Origin of the sequence: Priestia iocasae (assembly GCF_016909075.1) — a bacterium.
Taxonomy (GTDB): Bacteria; Bacillota; Bacilli; order Bacillales; family Bacillaceae_H; genus Priestia; species Priestia iocasae.
Window position 1 is genome coordinate 429,619 of the sequence record NZ_JAFBFC010000001.1, and the last position, 17,463, is coordinate 447,081.

Annotated in this window: 13 protein-coding genes; all 13 read left to right on the forward strand. The window is 38.1% G+C overall.

Annotation, left to right across the window (positions count from 1 at the left end):
* Window positions 1-8: 8 nt before the first annotated feature.
* The 13 genes from JOC83_RS02165 (at window position 9) to JOC83_RS02225 (ending at window position 17,435) form a co-directional block, all read left to right on the forward strand.
* On the forward strand, window positions 9-2,078 hold the full coding sequence (locus JOC83_RS02165) for a sigma-54 interaction domain-containing protein (RefSeq protein ID WP_205183065.1): 2,070 nt from the start codon (window positions 9-11) through the stop codon (window positions 2,076-2,078).
* Window positions 2,079-2,208: 130 nt separating this feature from the next.
* On the forward strand, window positions 2,209-3,123 hold the full coding sequence (gene yqiS, locus JOC83_RS02170; RefSeq protein ID WP_205183068.1) for a phosphate butyryltransferase: 915 nt from the start codon (window positions 2,209-2,211) through the stop codon (window positions 3,121-3,123).
* 12 nt (window positions 3,124-3,135) lie between these two features.
* Window positions 3,136-4,239, forward strand: a complete 1,104-nt coding sequence (gene bcd / locus JOC83_RS02175) for a branched-chain amino acid dehydrogenase (RefSeq protein ID WP_205183084.1) — start codon at window positions 3,136-3,138, stop codon at window positions 4,237-4,239.
* A 150-nt stretch (window positions 4,240-4,389) separates the two neighbouring features.
* Window positions 4,390-5,490, forward strand: a complete 1,101-nt coding sequence (gene buk, locus JOC83_RS02180; RefSeq protein ID WP_378912574.1) for a butyrate kinase — start codon at window positions 4,390-4,392, stop codon at window positions 5,488-5,490.
* A gap of 18 nt (window positions 5,491-5,508) precedes the next feature.
* Window positions 5,509-6,930, forward strand: a complete 1,422-nt coding sequence (lpdA, locus tag JOC83_RS02185) for a dihydrolipoyl dehydrogenase (protein WP_205183090.1) — start codon at window positions 5,509-5,511, stop codon at window positions 6,928-6,930.
* Window positions 6,931-6,957: 27 nt separating this feature from the next.
* A complete protein-coding gene (locus JOC83_RS02190; protein WP_275580390.1) occupies window positions 6,958-7,956 on the forward strand; it encodes a thiamine pyrophosphate-dependent dehydrogenase E1 component subunit alpha in 999 nt (332 codons plus the stop codon).
* 13 nt (window positions 7,957-7,969) lie between these two features.
* Window positions 7,970-8,953, forward strand: coding sequence for an alpha-ketoacid dehydrogenase subunit beta (locus JOC83_RS02195; RefSeq protein ID WP_205183093.1), 984 nt, complete (start codon window positions 7,970-7,972; stop codon window positions 8,951-8,953).
* A gap of 14 nt (window positions 8,954-8,967) precedes the next feature.
* Window positions 8,968-10,248, forward strand: a complete 1,281-nt coding sequence (locus JOC83_RS02200) for a dihydrolipoamide acetyltransferase family protein (RefSeq protein WP_205183096.1) — start codon at window positions 8,968-8,970, stop codon at window positions 10,246-10,248.
* Window positions 10,249-10,421: 173 nt separating this feature from the next.
* The gene (locus tag JOC83_RS02205) at window positions 10,422-12,503 is read left to right on the forward strand and encodes an acyl-CoA mutase large subunit family protein (RefSeq protein WP_205183099.1); all 2,082 of its coding nucleotides are present in this window, start codon (window positions 10,422-10,424) and stop codon (window positions 12,501-12,503) included.
* Window positions 12,504-14,720, forward strand: a complete 2,217-nt coding sequence (gene scpA, locus JOC83_RS02210; protein WP_205183102.1) for a methylmalonyl-CoA mutase — start codon at window positions 12,504-12,506, stop codon at window positions 14,718-14,720.
* Window positions 14,698-15,690 (forward strand): methylmalonyl Co-A mutase-associated GTPase MeaB, encoded by a 993-nt coding sequence (gene meaB / locus JOC83_RS02215; protein ID WP_239583268.1) that lies wholly within the window; start codon window positions 14,698-14,700, stop codon window positions 15,688-15,690. Before scpA ends, meaB begins: the two co-directional genes overlap by 23 nt.
* Before the next feature lie 209 nt (window positions 15,691-15,899).
* Window positions 15,900-16,337: a BrxA/BrxB family bacilliredoxin gene (locus JOC83_RS02220; protein WP_205183108.1), complete on the forward strand. Its 438-nt coding sequence runs from the start codon at window positions 15,900-15,902 to the stop codon at window positions 16,335-16,337.
* Window positions 16,338-16,655: 318 nt separating this feature from the next.
* Window positions 16,656-17,435 carry a transporter substrate-binding domain-containing protein gene (locus JOC83_RS02225; protein WP_205183111.1) on the forward strand — a complete coding sequence of 260 codons (780 nt, stop codon included), beginning with the start codon at window positions 16,656-16,658 and terminating at the stop codon, window positions 17,433-17,435.
* Window positions 17,436-17,463: the final 28 nt, after the last annotated feature.

A 17,463-nucleotide genomic window follows, 5' to 3' on the forward strand; every position in this document is an offset into this window, starting at 1 on the left:
AAAATAAGATGCAAAACGTGTTAATTGTTGGAGCTGGAAAGGGAGGATTAACGGTTCTGAAAATTGTGATGGCAGCAGATATTTTAAACATTTATGCAATTGCTGACATTAATGAACATGCCCCTGGGATCGTGTTTGCGAAGAAGAATGGTATTCATACTAGTACAAATTGGCGTGATTTAATTCATAACAATATCGATATTATTATTGATACGACGGGTGATCAAGCGGTGTTTTATGAATTATATGAAGAAAAGCCAAAAGGTGTAGTGTTAGTACCGGGATCCGTTGCTCACATTACGGCTGAATTAATGGAAGAAAAAGAAGAGCTTGTGAATCGCTTTAAAAATGAATCTTACAAATATGACTTAATTTTTAACTCTACTCATGATGGCATGATTGTGATTAATGAAAATGGAATGATTACATTATTTAATCGAAGTGCAGAAAGAGTAACGGGCTTACAGAAGGAAAAAGTAATTGGTAAGCACATTCACGATGTGATTCCTACAAGTCAGCTGCCTCTGACATTACAAACAAAAAAGGTTGATCGCAACCAAGAATTTTTATTGCAAAATGGCCGCAAAATTATTACCTCACGCATCCCAATGCTAAATGAGTCGGGTGAGTTATTTGGCGCATTTTCCATTTTTAAAGATATAACAGAAGTCGTTGACTTAGCTGAAGAGGTAACGAATTTAAAAGAAATACAAATTATGTTAGAAGCCATCATTCAATCATCAGAAGAAGCGATCTCTGTTGTTGATGAAAAAGGACGGGGACTGCTTATTAATCCAGCTTATACAAGATTAACGGGATTAAAAGAAGAAGATGTTATTGGAAAACCAGCAACAGCAGATATCTCTGAGGGTGAGAGTATGCACATGAAAGTGTTGCAAACAAGAAGGCCCGTTCGTGGAGTGAGTATGAAGGTTGGGCCAAATAAAAAAGATGTTATCGTTAATGTAGCACCGGTCATCGTAGATGGAAGGTTAAATGGAAGTGTAGGTGTTATTCATGATATGTCTGAAATTCAACAGTTAACGGTAGAATTAGACCGTGCAAGGCAAATTATTCGGACGCTTGAAGCAAAATATTCATTTGATGATATTATTGGTTCATCAGAAGAATTTCAGTTAGCAATTGAACAAGCAAAACTAGGGGCAAAAACACCAGCAACTGTATTATTGAGGGGAGAATCAGGTACCGGAAAAGAATTGTTTGCTCATGCCATCCACAATGATAGTAATCGAAAATACAATAAATTTGTACGAGTGAATTGTGCTGCTTTATCAGAAAGTTTGTTAGAGAGTGAACTGTTTGGCTATGAAGAAGGTGCTTTTTCAGGGGCGAAACGTGGAGGAAAAAGGGGTCTGTTTGAAGAGGCGAATAATGGGAGTATCTTTCTAGATGAAATTGGTGAGCTGTCTGCAAGTATGCAAGCGAAGTTACTTCGAGTATTGCAAGAAAAAGAAATAGTTCGTGTAGGAGGAACAACACCTATACCCATTAATGTGCGAGTCATTGCCGCTACAAATGTCAATCTTGAAAAAGGAATTGTAAACGGGAAAGTAAGGGAAGACTTATATTATCGACTCAATAAAATTCCAATCCAAATTCCTCCACTTCGTCATCGAAAAGAAGACATTGAATCTCTTGCTCAGCATCTCATTACAAAAATAAATCAAGATTATGGTCGGAATGTAGAAGGGTTAACAAAAGAAGCGTTAATTTCTTTACGCTCATACGATTGGCCAGGAAATGTTCGAGAGTTAGAAAACATCTTAGGTAGAGCTATCATTTATATGCATTATAGTGAAACATTTATTGATGTTCGCCATTTGCCGATGTTAGAAGGTCATCGAATTGAGAATCAAGTTCAAAGTGAAGATATAGAGCTTTTTGATAACCGACATTTATCAGATTTAGTAGAGGATTATGAAGCGAAAATAGTAAAACAAGTTTTAGAGGCGAATAAGTACAATAAAACAAAAACAGCGAAACAGCTAAATATCTCATTACGCTCGCTTTATTATAAAGTTGAAAAATACAAAATTGCAAAAGATGGCATGCAATAAATTGCATAATGTGCAATTTATTGCATGTTTATTGTTAGGAAAGTCCTTGCTTTTAGTGCAAATAAAGTTGGCACGGTACTTGCATATAATAGTAATGGATGAGCAATAAAGAAGAAAGGTAGAACAGAACATGAAGCTAGCAGCATTATTAGAACAAGCAACGAACACCAATCCATTAACAGTAGCTGTTGCAGCAGCAGATGACCAGGAAACAATTGAAGCTGTATATGAAGCTGTTGAAAGAAAACTGGCACACTTTCTTTTATTTGGAGACAAAGAAAAGATAAATAGCAGAATCCTTCAATATCAGCCTTCTCTACTAGAGAATCATTCTATACAGATTGTCGATGCAAAAACTGTGCAAGAAGCTGCAACGCTTGCAGTGAAAGCTGTTCATAATCAGGAAGCACAATTGTTAATGAAAGGTCACCTTTCTACATCAATTATATTAAAAGCCGTTTTAAATAAAGAGTATGGTTTGCGTACAGGAAGCGTGCTTTCCCATGTTGCAGTCTTTGAAGTTCCGAGCTACGACCAATTCGTTTTTGTAACGGATGCAGCGATGAATATTCAGCCTACTTTACAAGAAAAAGCACAAATTTTAACCAACGCTGTCCAAGTTGCACAAGCGGTAGGTATTAAAACACCAAAGGTTGCTCCAATTGCTGCTGTAGAAGTAGTAAATGAAAATATGCAAGCAACTGTTGATGCAGCATTGCTAACACAAATGAATAAAAGAGGACAAATTCAAGGATGTATCGTTGATGGACCTCTTGCGTTAGATAATGCCATTAACATCCAAGCAGCTCACCATAAGGGAATTACAGGGGAAGTGGCTGGTCAAGCTGATATCCTACTCGTTCCGACCATTGAAGTTGGAAATGTTTTATATAAATCTCTTGTGTATTTTGCAAAGGCAAAAGTAGGAGCGGTGATTGCCGGAGCGAAAGCACCTATTGTGCTAACTTCTCGTGCAGATTCATCAGAAAGTAAGCTTTATTCTCTTGCCTTAGCGATATGTGTAGCAAATAGACAGTCATACTAGGAGGAATAGGAAATGGAAATTTTTAAATATATGGAAACGTACGATTATGAGCAATTATTATTTTGTCAAGATAAAGAGTCCGGTTTGAAGGCTATTATTGCTATTCATGATACAACGATTGGACCGGCTTTAGGTGGAACAAGAATGTGGACGTATGACACAGAGGCATCTGCAATTGAAGATGCGTTACGTCTTGCTAAAGGAATGACTTATAAAAATGCAGCTGCCGGTTTAAATCTAGGTGGAGGAAAAACAGTTATTATCGGAGATCCTCGTAAAGATAAGAATGAAGAAATGTTCCGTGCGTTTGGTCGCTTTATCCAAGGATTGAATGGTCGCTATATTACAGCAGAAGATGTAGGAACAACGGTTGAAGATATGGATATTATCTATCAAGAAACAGATTATGTAACAGGAGTCTCCCCTGCATTCGGTTCTTCTGGTAATCCATCACCTGTAACAGCATATGGTGTGTATCGCGGCATGAAGGCAGCAGCAAAAGAAGCGTTCGGTACCGATTCGCTTGAAGGAAAAGTAATTGCTGTTCAAGGTGTTGGAAATGTTGCATACAATCTATGCCGTCATCTTCATGAAGAAGGCGCTAAGTTAATTGTGACAGATATTAATAAAGAAGCTGTACAGCGTGTGGTAGAGCAATTCGGTGCAAAAGCTGTAGACCCAAGTGAAATTTATAGTGTAGATTGTGATATTTATGCTCCTTGTGCATTAGGTGCAACAATTAATGATGAGACAATCCCACATCTAAAAGCAAAAGTGATTGCGGGAGCTGCGAACAACCAGCTGAAAGAAACTCGACATGGTGATTTAATCCATGAACTAGGTATTGTTTATGCCCCTGATTATGTTATTAATGCAGGTGGTGTTATTAACGTTGCGGATGAGTTAATTGGATATAACCGCGAGCGTGCATTGAAAAAAGTAGAAGGAATTTATGACAATATTGCTAGTGTATTTGAAATCTCAAAGCGTGATGGGATTCCAACATACTTAGCAGCTGACCGTTTAGCTGAAGAGCGTATCGAAACTTTACGCCGCTCGCGCAGTCAGTTCTTACAAAATGGACAGCACATTTTAAGTCGTCGTCAATCACGTTAATAAAATAGTAAAAAGGAATGTGTAACAGATCCATTGAATTAATAAAAAAGAGATCTGTTCAGGCTGTGTCAAATGAAATATATGTTCTTCATTTGACACAGTCTCCACCATTTCTTTGTTATTTAAGTGTAGGAGGATTTTACGTTGGAAATGCAAGACTATCGAATAGTTGTCATTAACCCTGGTTCTACCTCAACAAAAATTGGAGTGTTTCATAATGAAAAACCTATTTTTGATCGAACCATTCGTTACGATGCTAGTGTGTTAAATCAGTATAAGACGATTTATGATCAATATGAATTTCGCAAACAATCGATTCTACAAGCGCTTGATGAAGAAGGAATTAACCTATCAAAGATTAGCGCGGTATGTGGAAGAGGTGGATTGCTACGTCCAATCAAAGGTGGTACATACGCTGTTAATGACATGATGCTACAAGATTTGAAAGACGGATATGCAGGGCATCATGCTTCAAATTTGGGTGGCATTCTTGCATACGAAATCGCATCAGGATTAAACATTCCTTCTTACATCGTAGATCCAGTTGTTGTAGATGAATTAGATGACATTGCGCGTATTTCAGGTTTTGCCCTCATTGAGCGAAAAAGTATTTTTCATGCCTTAAATCAAAAAGCAGTTGCGCGTAAAGTAGCAAAGCAAATGGGACGTAAGTATGAAGATCTTTCACTTATTGTGACACACATGGGTGGAGGAATTACGGTTGGTGTTCATAAAAACGGAAAAGTAATTGATGTGAATAATGGTTTGCATGGTGATGGTCCGTTTAGTCCTGAGAGAGCAGGAACCGTTCCGGTAGGAGACCTTGTGAAGCTTTGCTTTTCTGGACGCTACTATCGTGAAGAAATTATGAAGATGATTGTAGGACAAGGTGGGCTTGTTGGGTATCTTGAAACATCCGATGCCCAAAGAGTTGAAGCGCTTGCTAATAAAGGTGATGAGAAGGCAAAGCTCGTTTATGAAGCAATGGCCTATCAAGTGGCGAAAGAGATTGGTGCAGCTAGTGCGGTGTTAGCAGGTAAAGCGGATGCGATTATATTAACAGGTGGATTAGCTCATTCAAAAACATTCGTTGCAAACATTGTGAAAAGGGTAAACTGGATTGCTGATGTCATTGTATCGCCGGGGGAAGATGAATTGCAAGCACTGGCTGAGGGAGCTCTGCGTGTACTATCAGGAGAAGAGGAAGCCAAAGAATACCCTGGTAAAGAAATTCGTACAACGATTTTTTAAAAAGGAAGGCGGGAGAACATGGCAACAGAATATGATCTAGTCATACTTGGAGGCGGAACTGGGGGATATGTAGCAGCGATTCGCGCTTCACAGCTTGGTTTAAAAGTAGCAGTTGTTGAGAAGAAAAAATTAGGTGGGACATGCTTGCATGCAGGGTGTATTCCGAGTAAAGCTTTATTAAGAAGTGCTGAAGTATATGCATCAGCAAAAGAAAGTAGTGAATTCGGTGTGGTGACAAGTGATGTTACACTGAATTTCCAACGAGTACAAGAGCGCAAAAATAAGATTGTTTCACAGTTATATAGCGGTGTACAAGGTTTAATGAAAAAAGGAAAGATTGATGTGTATGAAGGCATTGGGCGTATTTTAGGTCCATCTATTTTCTCGCCAATGCCAGGAACCATTTCTGTGGAATTAAATAGCGGCGAAGAAAACGAAATGCTTATTCCCAAAAATGTTCTTATTGCCACAGGTTCAAGGCCGCGAACACTTCCTGGTATAAAAGTAGATGGAGAGTTTGTAATGACTTCTGATGAGGCTTTGCAAATGGAGCATTTACCAAAATCGATCATCATTGTGGGCGGAGGCGTTATTGGAATTGAATGGGCATCTATGTTAGCCGACTTTGATGTAGAGGTAACGGTATTAGAATACAGTAATCGTATTTTGCCAACAGAAGATGAAGATATTTCAAAAGAAATGACCCGCTTATTAACGAAAAAAGGAATCAATATCGTTACATCTGCGAAAGTGTTAGCTGACTCATTAAAAGTAGATGAGGGTGTTGAAATTTCTGCAGAGCTTGGCAATGAAACAACCTTATTTACTGCTGAAAAACTACTTTTATCAGTTGGAAGGCAAGGAAATGTTGAAGACATTGGATTAGAAAATACAGATATTGTATTTGATAAAGGTGTTATTGAGACAAACCAATACTACCAAACAAAAGAATCACATATTTATGCAATTGGAGACGTAATTGGTGGATTACAACTTGCCCATGTTGCTTCTCATGAAGGAATTGTTGCAGTAGAGCATATAGCAGGACAGCATACAGAGCCTTTAAATTATCAAACTATTTCAAAGTGTGTGTATAGTATCCCAGAAGTAGCAAGTGTTGGATTAACTGAAAAAGAAGCAAAAGAACAAGGGTATGAAGTGAAGATAGGGAAGTTTCCATTTAAAGCAGTGGGGAAAGCACTTGTGTATGGTAAATCAGAAGGGTTTGTGAAAATTATTGCAGACCGAAAAACAGATGATTTATTAGGTGTACATATGATTGGGCCACACGTAACAGATATGATTTCTGAAGCAGGATTGGCAAAAGTATTGGATGCTACACCATGGGAGATTGCTCATACCATTCATCCTCACCCAAGTCTTTCAGAAGCAATTGGAGAAGCAGCATTAGCTGTTGATGGCAAGGCTCTGCATAGTTAATGAGGAAAATACAAGGAGGCCTGTTAAATGAAGATGACAGAAAATCGTCATGCATCTTTAGGATTAAGTGATGAACAAGTAGTGGAGATGTATAAAACAATGTTGTTAGCTCGTAAATTAGATGAGCGTATGTGGTTATTAAATCGCGCAGGAAAAGTTCCGTTCGTTATTTCTTGTCAAGGTCAAGAAGCAGCACAAGTTGGAGCGGCTTTTGCTTTAGATCGTGATAAGGACTACGTATTACCATACTATCGAGATATGGGCGTTGTATTAACATTTGGGATGACTGCAAAAGATTTAATGTTGTCAGGCTTTGCAAAAGCGGAAGATCCTAACTCAGGTGGTCGTCAAATGCCTGGTCACTTCGGCGATAAAAGTCGACGTATCGTAACAGGGTCTTCTCCAGTTACAACTCAAGTGCCTCATGCAGTAGGACTAGCATTAGCAGGACGTATGGAAGGTAAGGATCTAGTAACATTTGTGACATTTGGAGAGGGTTCATCGAATCAAGGGGATTTTCATGAAGGTGCAAACTTTGCAGGTGTTCATAAACTTCCTGTTATCTTCATGTGTGAAAACAATAAGTACGCGATTTCTGTTCCAATTGAGAAGCAACTTGCGTGTGAAAATGTATCAGACCGTGCAATTGGGTATGGAATGCCTGGATATACCGTAGATGGAAATGATCCTCTTGAAGTGTATAAAGTTGTCAAGGAAGCGGCAGACCGTGCAAGAAAAGGTGAAGGACCAACTCTTATTGAAACTATATCATATCGCTTAACAGCCCATTCAAGTGATGATGACGACCGCATCTATCGAGGTCAAGAAGAAGTATCTGAAGCTCGTAAGAACGATCCAATTATCGTCTTTGCTACGTATTTAAGAGGTGTGGGTGTCTTAACAGATGAGATAAATCAACAAATTAATGACGAAATTATGGCGCTTGTTAACGAAGCTACAGAATATGCTGAAAGTGCACCATATGCAAAAGCAGAAGATGCATTAAAATACGTGTACGGAGAGTGAGGAGGAACCTTCTATGCCAGTGATTTCATATATTGATGCTGTGACAATGGCCATTCGTGAAGAAATGGAACGTGATTCACGTGTATTTGTATTAGGGGAAGATGTAGGTCTAAAAGGAGGCGTTTTCAAAGCAACAAATGGATTATATGAGCAGTTTGGAGAAGCGCGTGTCATAGATACACCGCTAGCTGAATCTGCGATTGCCGGTGTTGGGATTGGAGCGGCTATGTACGGGATGAAGCCAATCGCTGAAATGCAATTTGCTGATTTCATCATGCCAGCTGTTAACCAAATTATCTCTGAAGCAGCTAGAATCCGTTATCGTTCAAATAATGATTGGAATTGTCCAATTACAATTCGCGCTCCGTATGGCGGTGGCGTTCATGGTGCACTTTATCATTCTCAATCGGTTGAAGCGATCTTTGCCAATCAGCCTGGATTAAAAATCGTTATGCCTTCTACCCCTTATGATGTCAAAGGGTTATTAAAAGCAGCCATTCGCGATGAAGACCCTGTTTTATTCTTTGAGCATAAGCGTGCATACCGTTTGATTAAAGGAGAAGTTCCGGAAGATGATTACGTATTACCAATTGGTAAAGCGGATGTCAAGCGTGAAGGGGAAGACATTACAGTCATTACATATGGGCTTTGTGTACACTTTGCATTACAAGCAGCTGAAAAGTTAGCGGCAGATGGGATATCAGCTCATATTTTAGACTTGCGTACAGTTTATCCTTTAGATAAAGAAGCAATTATGGAAGCAGCATCGAAAACAGGCAAAGTCTTGTTAGTGACAGAGGATAATAAAGAAGGTAGCATCATGGGAGAAGTGGCTGCAATTATTGCAGAGAATTGTTTGTTTGACTTAGATGCACCAATCAAGCGCTTAGCAGGACCAGATATTCCGGCTATGCCGTACGCACCAACGATGGAAAAATACTTTATGGTAAACCCTGATAAAGTAGAAAAAGCAATGCGCGAATTAGCTGAATTTTAAAGGAGGTTATCACATTGGCAATTGAAAGAATTACTATGCCACAGCTAGGTGAAAGTGTAACAGAAGGAACAATTAGTAAATGGCTTGTATCTGTAGGAGATAAAGTAAATAAATATGACCCGTTAGCTGAAGTGATGACCGATAAAGTAAATGCTGAAATCCCTTCGTCTTTCAGTGGAACAATTAAAGAATTAATTGCAAGTGAAGATGCTACATTACCGGTTGGAGAAGTTATTTGCTTAATTGAAATTGAAGGTCAAAGCAACGAATCTAGTTCTTCTACAGCTACAAAAAAAGATGAGCAAAAAGTAGAACCAAAAGCGAATGCTGATCAATCGAATAAACGTCGCTATTCTCCTGCCGTCCTTCGATTAGCTCAAGAAAATGGGATTGATTTAGAACAAGTAACTGGAACAGGTGCTGGTGGAAGAATTACACGTAAAGACATCCTTTCATTAGTTGAAAGTGGCAATATTCCACAATCAAAAGTCGAAGAGCCTGTGCAAGCAACGAAGATAGTAGAAGAAAAGTCAATTGAAGCTACTTCAACTACTACAAATCAATCATCTCTACCAGCAATTGAATCAGCAGTAGGCGACATTGAAATTCCTGTATCTGGTATACGAAAAGCGATTGCGGCAAATATGAAGCGCAGTAAGCATGAAGCTCCTCACGCTTGGACAATGATTGAAGTAGATGCGACCAATTTAGTTGCGTATCGTGATTCTTTAAAGGACAACTTCAAACAAAAAGAAGGATTTAATTTAACATACTTTGCATTTTTCGTAAAAGCTGTTGCTCAAGCATTGAAAGAATTTCCACAAATCAATTCAATGTGGGCAGGAGATAAGATTATCCAAAAGAAAGATATTAATATTTCCATAGCAGTAGCGACAGATGATGCTTTGTTTGTTCCGGTTATTAAACAAGCAGATGAAAAAACAATTAAAGGGATTGCGCGTGAAATTGCAGACTTAGCAGGGAAAGTACGAGCTGGAAAGTTAAAAGCAGAGGACATGCAAGGTGGTACGTTTACCGTAAATAATACAGGATCATTTGGCTCTGTTCAATCAATGGGTATTATCAATTATCCGCAAGCTGCAATTTTACAAGTAGAATCGATTGTGAAGCGACCTGTTGTTATGGATAATGGAATGATTGCGGTAAGAGACATGGTCAATCTATGCATGTCGTTAGACCACCGTGTACTAGATGGTCTTGTTTGTGGCAAATTTTTAGCTAGAGTAAAAGAAATCATTGAACATACATCAAAAGAACATACATCCATCTATTAAGTGTAATGGTTAGTAAGTAATTGGTGTTTTGGGGTGTGTCGGGCGTTTTTGCTCTTTTTGACACACCCTTTCGCTTTTCTTGTATTGATAGATTGTGGTTTTTTGTATTAAGATAAAAAGAGAGAAAATTTTAAATAATGAACACAATTTTCTATAAGTAAAGGGGTAATGGAATGAACGTAAAAGATATATCATTTCATGAGTTTTCAAACGTCAATGTTGAAAGATGGATTCAGGAAGTAGAGAAGACATTAAAAGGTAAAAGTCTAGATTCTCTGCAAAAAGAAACATACGAAGGAATTTTTTTGAAACCGCTTTATTGTTTCGAGGACATTCAACATTTAACATATGTTGACGACTTACCAGGAAAAGATTCTTATGTGCGAGGAACAAAAGCTTCAGGCTATCTACAAAAGGGATGGGAAATAGCTCAAGAGATTGATGCTCCAGACACAAAGCAATGTAATCAATTGTTACATTCTTCTTTAAAAAGAGGACAAACGATGATTGCCCTTCATTTAGATGATGCCACATCTACTTACATCGATGCAGATTTTGCAGATGAGCGAGATATTGGAAAAGGTGTCTCTATTAGTCATTTACAAGACATGGAACAACTATTTCAAGGTTTATCTTTATCAGAGTATCCGCTTTTTATTAATACGCAGTTTACTTCTCTTCCATTTATTTCTCTATTAACAGGTTATTGTGAAAAACATGGTATTTCCCTTAAATCTTTATCAGGCACCATTGGAATGGATCCATTAGGCTCCATAGCAAAAATGGGCGTAGCACCTATTCAGCTTCAAAAGATGTATGACCATATGACAGATATAACAAAATGGTCTTCTCTACAAGAAAATTCATTAAAGACAATCTTAGTAACTAGTCATCCATATCATAATAGTGGAGCAAATGCTGTTCAAGAGCTAGCTTATGTAATGGCAACGGCAGTAGAGTATATCGATGAATGCTTAAAGAGAGGCTTATCATTAAAAGCGGTAGTAGAGCGCATGACAATTTCATTCTCAGTGTCTTCTAATCTCTTTATGGAAGTTGCCAAACTACGTGCATTTAAAGTCTTGTGGACAAATGTCATTCGTGCGTTTAAAGAAGATGAGGTCATGATCACTCCATTTATCCACGCGAAGACTTCTCTAATAACCAAAACAAAATATGACGCTCATACCAATATGTTACGTGGTACAGTAGAGGCCTTTGCAGCTGTATTAGGAGGAATAGATGCTTTGCATGTTTCTCCTTATGATACATTGTTGCAACCTTGTTCAGAATTTTCGAACCGTATCGCTCGAAACACGCAATTAATTCTACAAAAAGAAGCGCATTTAACAAAGGTGATTGATCCAGCAGGTGGTTCCTGGTATGTAGAATCCTTAACAAACCAACTTGCTGAAAAAGCTTGGGAATTGTTTCAACAGATAGAGAGTAAGGGTGGAATGTATGAGTCTTTAAAACAAGGATTTGTACAATCTCAAATAACAGAAACGTTAGAAAAGCGTCAATCGACTATTTCAAAGCGTAAAGAACGTATTGTTGGCGTTACACATTACACCAACCTAAATGAGCAGATTAGTGAAAGGCAGAATGATTTTGCTTGCAACAGGGTAGAAGCATTAAAGCAGTATCGCCAAGAATATTCTACAGATATAAAAGAAATCGACTTACATAAAGACCTTCTTACAGCGTATAAAGAATCATTGTTAAAAGGTGCGACGTTAGGTTCGGTAATGGAGCATATAAAGCTTCATTCAGAGCGTGAAGAAGTAATTTTATTACCAATCTGGCGTAAGGCTGAGCTATTTGAACAATTAAGAATGCGAGTAGACAAAGAGAATGCTACTAGAGAGAATCCATTAACAGTTGGTGTCATTTTATTGTCAAATGAGCGGTTGACAAACCAACGAGCAGACTTTGCTCAATCTTTTGTTCAATCGAGCGGCATGAAAGTAGAAACGAGTCATCTCTTACATTCTGCTTACGACGCTGTTGATTGGATAAAACAACATCCATACGATGCTTTTGTAGTGTGTGGTACGAGCGAAAATTATGAAGACGTTTTAGCCGATATCTTAAGCTTTGTAAAGGGTGACAACCAGCCTTTTTACATCGTTGGACAACCAACAGGGATTGAGCAACAATCTCTTGTTCAGGCTGGTTTAAGTGGTGTCATAACAGAACAAGATAACACGGTGCAGGTAATGAATCAGTTACTAGATCAGTTAGGGGTGAAATAAATGTATCAAAAACCTGTGTTTTCATCTCTTTCACTCACATTACCAAAGCAATCAACGAAAGAACAGTGGAAAGTGCGAGTAGAGGATGAAACGAATCAAACAGTTGAGGACCATATGTTTCATACGAATGAACAAATTGCAGTTAAGCCTGTATACACAAAAGAAGATATAAAAGAATTAGATTTTCTAAAATTCTTTCCAGGGCTGCCACCTTTTTTAAGAGGACCATACTCAACGATGTATGTAAATCGTCCGTGGACCATTCGTCAATATGCTGGCTATTCAACAGCAGAAGAGAGTAACGCCTTTTATCGACGTAACCTTGCAGCTGGACAAAAAGGTTTATCTGTAGCATTTGATTTAGCGACACATCGTGGATATGATTCAGACCATCCTCGTGTTGTAGGAGATGTAGGAAAAGCAGGGGTAGCCATTGACTCTGTATTAGATACAAATATTTTATTTGATGGTATCCCTCTTGATCAAATGTCTGTTTCGATGACAATGAATGGTGCTGTATTACCTATTATGGCTTTTTATATTGTTAGTGCGGAAGAACAAGGTGTCAAACAAGAACAACTTTCTGGAACCATTCAAAATGATATTTTAAAAGAGTATATGGTTCGTAACACGTATATTTATCCACCTGAGATGTCGATGAAAATCATTGCGGATATTTTTGAATATACGTCCAAGTATATGCCGAAGTTTAATAGTATTAGTATTTCAGGCTATCATATGCAAGAAGCGGGTGCTCCAGCAGATCTTGAACTGGCTTATACATTAGCGGATGGCTTAGAGTATGTACGAACGGGCTTAAAAGCAGGAATTGATATTGACTCATTTGCGCCACGTTTATCATTCTTTTGGGCTATTGGGATGAACTACTTTATGGAAGTTGCAAAAATGAGAGCGGCACGTCTTTTGTGGGCAAAATTAATGAAAGAATTCACCCCTAAAAATGCAAAGTCTTTAGCGTTACGTACGCATTCTCAAACATCTGGATGGAGTCTAACCGAACAAGACCCTTACAACAATGTCGTTCGAACTTGTGTGGAAGCATTAGCAGCAACGCTTGGACATACACAATCACTCCATACAAATGCACTTGATGAAGCGATTGCTTTACCAACTGATTTTTCAGCTCGTATTGCTCGTAATACACAGCTCTATTTGCAAGATGAAACAGAGATTTGTTCGGTGATTGATCCGTGGGGTGGCTCTTATTATGTTGAATCACTCACCAATGATCTTATGAACCGTGCGTGGGAACACCTCGAAGAAATAGAAGAACTAGGTGGTATGGCTAAAGCGATTGAAACAGGCATCCCCAAAATGAGAATTGAAGAAGCAGCAGCGAGAAGACAAGCGAAAATTGATTCGGGGGCAGAAGTCATTATTGGTGTGAATCAATATCCAGTAAATGAAGAGGAACCATTAGAAATATTGGATATTGACAATACAGCGGTTCGCTTAAAGCAAGTAGAGCGTCTAGAACAATTAAGAAGAAATCGCGATAATGACAAGGTGCAAGAGGCTTTAGCGGCGCTTACAGAAGCTGCTCAAACTGGCAATGGCAATCTACTTGAATTAGCGGTTGAGGCAGCGCGTGTGCGAGCGACATTAGGAGAAATTTCTGAAGCGATTGAAAAAGTTGCAAGTCGTCACAAAGCAGTTATTCGCTCAATAAGCGGCGTATATAGTGCAGAATATGCTAACGGTAAGCAAATTGAAGAAGTGCGGGAACGAACAGAAAAATTCCTTGAAGAAGAAGGAAGACGTCCACGAATTTTAATTGCGAAGATGGGACAAGATGGACATGATCGAGGCGCAAAAGTGATTTCCACGGCTTTTGCAGACTTAGGGTTTGATGTTGACATTGGACCACTGTTTCAAACGCCTGAAGAAACGGCTTTGCAAGCTGTAGAAAACGATGTACATGCTATTGGCATGAGCTCATTAGCAGCCGGTCATAAAACATTGCTACCACAATTAATTACTGAACTTAAAAAATATGGACGTGACGATATTGTCGTAGTTGTTGGCGGCGTTATTCCTCAGCAGGATTATCCGTTTTTATTAGCTAATGGCGCTTCTGCTATTTTTGGCCCAGGAACAGTTATTCCAAAAGCAGCTATACAAGTTATTGAAGAGATTCAAAGGCGGTTGAATGCTGAAGAACAGGAGTCTGCGCATGCGGAATCTGAGAACAACTGACCAGTTTGTAGAAGCAATATTACGACAAGACCGTGCAGCCTTAGCGCAAGGAATTACATTAATTGAGAGTAATGCACGAAAGCACTTTTCACCAGCACAGGAATTAGTAAAAGCTATTTATCCTTATTCAGGTAAGTCCATTCGAATTGGTATTACAGGTGTTCCTGGAGCAGGTAAAAGTACCTTTATTGAAGCACTCGGTATGTATTTATGTAGACAGGGTCATAAGGTGGCTGTTCTTGCAATTGATCCAAGTAGTACATTATCTGGTGGAAGTATACTAGGTGATAAAACAAGAATGGAAGAGTTATCGAAAGAAAAAAATGCATTTATTCGCCCTTCTCCATCTCAAGGTAAGCTCGGGGGTGTACATCGTAAAACAAGGGAAACGATGTTTCTTTGCGAAGCTGCTGGTTTTGATGTCATTATCGTTGAAACAGTCGGAGTAGGGCAAGGAGAAACCATTGTAAAAGGTATGGTAGATGTTTTTTTACTGCTTGCTTTAACAGGGGCTGGAGATGACTTACAAGGAATCAAAAAAGGGATTATTGAACTAGCCGACCTTATTTGCATCAATAAAGCTGATGGAGACAATCGACGAAAAGCAGAAAAAACGAAAGTAGAATATGAAGGATTTCTTCATTTTCTTCAGCCAAGCACAGAAGGATGGAGTCCAACTGTTATGACATGTTCTGCATTGTATAATGAGAACATTGATGAACTATGGAGGAACATTCAAGACTATGAAGCATTTTCAAAACGTACACATGCTTTTACCTTAAAGCGTCGTCAACAAATGAAAACATGGTTAAATGCGATGATTTCAGATTACTTGCATGACTCTTTTTATGGGAAAGAGCAGATTAGAGAGCGCATCAATAAGGTTGAAATAGAAGTTGTACAAGGAGATTGTACGGTCTCTGAAGCAGTGGAACAATTAATTTTGGCATATGAAGAAAGCTTCAAATAACAAATAGCACCATAAAAACACAAAATGGCTGACTCTATATCATAGAGTCAGCCATCTTAGCTAGGGAGTTTAGGGGTATAGATCTAGATGTAGTTATAGTATAGCCAAAATTATTTTTATTAAACACGTTGAATCGTTCTTTTTTAGTTGAAATAAATCGTTTACAATTGCTATGATAGAAAGTAGTAATCAACAAGGAGGTCTTTTACATGAATATTGATTTTAATTTATTTATGAATGATGTTGTACGACAAGCACGTCAAGAAATTGTTGCTGCTGGATATACAGAGTTAACAACACCTGAAGAGGTGGATGAAGCGTTCAAAAAGCCAGGAACTACATTAGTGATGGTGAACTCAGTTTGTGGATGTGCAGGAGGAATTGCAAGACCAGCTGCTGCTCATTCTGTCCACTATGATAAGCGTCCTACTCAATTAGTGACGGTATTTGCAGGTCAAGATAAAGAAGCGACAGCAAGAGCTCGTGAATACTTTGAAGGATATCCACCTTCTTCTCCTTCTTTTGCTTTATTAAAAGACGGAAAAATTATTACAATGGTTGAGCGTCACGAAATTGAAGGTCACGATCCAATGTCAGTTGTTTCTAAGCTACAAGAAAATTTTGAAAACCATTGTGAAGAAGTTTAAAAACCGCATTTTATGCGGTTTTTATTTATTCAGTTTTTATACAGTTAAATTCAAAAGGATAATGCATATGAAAATATGTGTATAGCAATCTTGTAATATTAAGAAAGAGAGGAGAACTCGTTCTCCTCTCTTTCTTAATATTATTTTCAAAACATATAATTTATATTTAGAAATTACATTGCATAAATATAAAAGTGTGTTAGAATACAGTTAGTTGAATAAAAATTTATTTTTTGGTAACTACTTGAAATAATCTAAAACTTATTTCATAATATTATTAATTTTTAGAAAAATAATAGATTCATAGGGGGAAATAAAATGAAAAAGTGGTTTTCGTTAGGAATGGCAGCGGTTTTGACTACCAGTTTGTTAGCAGGTTGTGGAACAGGAAGTGACGAAACGAGTGGAGATGGGAAAAAAGTATTGAAGATGGGGACATCTGCTGACTATGCACCATTTGAGTACATTGACACAGCAGTAAGTGATGAGATTATTGGTTTTGATGTTGATTTAGCGAAGGCAATCGCAGGAGAGCTTGGATATGAAGTTAAGATTGAAGACATTGATTTTAATGGATTAATTCCAGCATTAGAATCAGAGAAAGTAGACTTTGTATTAGCAGGGATGACACCTACAGAAGATCGAAAGAAAAACGTGGATTTCTCAGATGTTTATTACACAGCTAAACATATGATTGTAACGAAAAAAGGCAGCGATATTAAAACATTAGAAGACTTAAAAGGTAAAAAAATAGGGGTGCAAGTTGCATCTATTCAAGAAGGTAAAGCAGAAGAGCTAGCGGAGGAATTAAGCCTTACAGTTGAGAATCGTAACCGTATCCCAGAGCTAGTTCAAGAAATCAATTCAAATCGATTTGATGCCATTATTATTGAAGATACAGTAGCAAAAGGCTACTTGGAGAATAACGAAATTGAAGGCTTTGTTCTAGAAGAAGGCGAAGATGGTGACGCGGGATCAGCTATTTCATTTCCAAAAGGTAGCGAGTTAACAGAAGACTTTAATCGCGAATTAAATGAAATGAAAGAAAATGGAGAGCTTGAAGAACTAATTGTGAAATGGTTTGGTGGAGAAGAGTAAGGATAGAAATCACTCAGGTATATATCTA

Coding starts and splice junctions, on each gene's coding strand:
- JOC83_RS02165 (WP_205183065.1), top strand. CDS start 9: ATGCAAAACGTGTTAATTGTTGGAGCTGGAAAGGGAGGATTAACGGTT.
- yqiS (WP_205183068.1), top strand. CDS start 2,209: ATGAAGCTAGCAGCATTATTAGAACAAGCAACGAACACCAATCCATTA.
- bcd (WP_205183084.1), top strand. CDS start 3,136: ATGGAAATTTTTAAATATATGGAAACGTACGATTATGAGCAATTATTA.
- buk (WP_378912574.1), top strand. CDS start 4,390: ATGCAAGACTATCGAATAGTTGTCATTAACCCTGGTTCTACCTCAACA.
- lpdA (WP_205183090.1), top strand. CDS start 5,509: ATGGCAACAGAATATGATCTAGTCATACTTGGAGGCGGAACTGGGGGA.
- JOC83_RS02190 (WP_275580390.1), top strand. CDS start 6,958: ATGAAGATGACAGAAAATCGTCATGCATCTTTAGGATTAAGTGATGAA.
- JOC83_RS02195 (WP_205183093.1), top strand. CDS start 7,970: ATGCCAGTGATTTCATATATTGATGCTGTGACAATGGCCATTCGTGAA.
- JOC83_RS02205 (WP_205183099.1), top strand. CDS start 10,422: ATGAACGTAAAAGATATATCATTTCATGAGTTTTCAAACGTCAATGTT.
- scpA (WP_205183102.1), top strand. CDS start 12,504: ATGTATCAAAAACCTGTGTTTTCATCTCTTTCACTCACATTACCAAAG.
- meaB (WP_239583268.1), top strand. CDS start 14,698: ATGCGGAATCTGAGAACAACTGACCAGTTTGTAGAAGCAATATTACGA.
- JOC83_RS02220 (WP_205183108.1), top strand. CDS start 15,900: ATGAATATTGATTTTAATTTATTTATGAATGATGTTGTACGACAAGCA.
- JOC83_RS02225 (WP_205183111.1), top strand. CDS start 16,656: ATGAAAAAGTGGTTTTCGTTAGGAATGGCAGCGGTTTTGACTACCAGT.